The 1,619-nt window shown below is 71.6% G+C and carries 1 protein-coding gene; it reads right to left on the bottom strand.

Translation table 11 applies throughout. From position 1 onward, the window contains the following. Positions 1 to 1,587: TIR domain-containing protein (locus CAPSK01_RS21960; protein WP_273703125.1), on the bottom strand; the 1,587-nt coding region annotated here is incomplete at its 3' end. Between the last annotated feature and the right edge of the window lie 32 nt (positions 1,588 to 1,619).

The following is a 1,619-nucleotide window of genomic DNA, read 5'->3' as shown; positions in this document are numbered from 1 at the left end:
GAGGCGGGCGAGCGCCGGTAGCAGCGGGCCACGTTCGGGCAGCTCGTTGGCGTTGCGCCAGGCGTGCTGGATGACGCGCTCGTGGTCGCGCCGGTCGAGCAGGCCGCCGGGGCGAAAGCGCGGGTTGCCGGCTTCGATCTCGCGCGCCAGCGCCTGGCGGACGAAGCCGCTGAACAGCGCGGCGCGGCCGTGCAGCGCCGGACGGCCGTCGCCGGCCTGGGCGAGCAGCAATTTGAGGTAGAACGGCGAGCGGAAGAGGTCGAGCTGCGGCGTTCCTCGCAGTTGCCGCCAGAGCGCCGGGCCACGTTCGGCGCTGTACAGCGTCAGGAACTGCTCGACCTGGGTGTCGGACAGCGCTTCGATGCGCACGTGCGGCACCGGCAGTTCGGGCGTCGACAGCGAGGCGCTGTAGTCGAGGCTGCGGCACGAGAAGAGCGCGCGCGTGCCGGCACCGCGGTGCGCGAGTTCGGCGAGGAAGTCGCGCCAGAGCGCGATCCGTTCGCGGTAGTCGGCTTCGTCGGTGTGCGGGATTTCGTTGACCGCGTCGAGCAGCAGGACGAGCCGGCCGCTGGCGAGCAGTTCGGCGAACGCCGGCAGTTGCGGTTGGCGATGCGCCCATTCGCGCGCCAGCCACTCGTGCGGCGTCGGCAGCGCTTCGCCGGGACGTGGCGGCCGGTAGCGGCTGAGCTGGACGAAGAAGTTGAAGCGCGCCGGCTCGGCTTCGCCGGCGCGCAGCGCGTCGAGCGCGAGGTCGAGTTCGAGCCGGCGCAGCAGCGTGCTCTTGCCGCAGCCGGGCGGGCCGAGCAGCACTAGCGCGGCGTCGCTCGCTTCGCCGAGGATCTCGCGCAGGTCGTCGAAGGACTTCGGCTGCGCCTGCCAGCGCGTTCCTTGCGCGTCCGGGCCCAGGTCGAGCAGCAGCGTCAGGCGCGTGAAGCGCTTGTCGAGCGCGTAGCGCGCCTGCGACCATTCGGCGATGCGCGCCAGGCGGTATTCTTCGAAGCTGCGCGGCGAGTGGCGGAGGATTTCCTGCAGCGCGCTTTCGGGCAGGGCTGGTGGTCCGCCGGCGAGCAGCGTTTCGCGGAACATGCGCAAGGGCGGCGGCAGGCCGGGGAAGGCGGGTGCTGCGGCCGTTGGCGGTGCAGCGCGGCCGGGGTAGCCGGGCGCGGCCGTGGGTTTGGGCCGTTGCGCGCCGACCTCGGTGAGGAGCTTCTGCTTCGCCGCCGCTTCGTCGAGCCCGACCAGATCGAGGTAGATCGTGCTCGCGAGCAGGCCTTCCGGCCGGCAATCGGCGACCCGCACCGGCAACAGCGACCGCTCCTCTCCGGTCGGATCGCGCGCGAAGGCCGCCGCCCATTCGGCCTGGGTGAAGTGGGCCGCCAGGTAGTCCGGCGAGAGGACGGCGATCGTGCGGCGGGTCGTTTTCGCGGCCCGGTCCATTTCGACGACGAAATTGCCGCCGGCACGAAAGTCCCACGCCTGGATCACCGTCGAATAATCGGCTGCTTCGAGCTGCCAGGCGATCCACTCGGCCCAGCCCTGATCGGCCTGGGTGTAGCTGATGAAGAAGTCGCGGGAATCGGCGGACACGCGGGGGGTTCTCCCTGGCTGGTTCGCGCCCG

Source organism: Candidatus Accumulibacter vicinus (assembly GCF_000584955.1).
GTDB lineage: Bacteria > Pseudomonadota > Gammaproteobacteria > Burkholderiales > Rhodocyclaceae > Accumulibacter > Accumulibacter vicinus.
The sequence above is the reverse complement of the archived record's forward strand: the minus strand, read 5'-3'. Positions and strand labels throughout refer to the sequence as shown.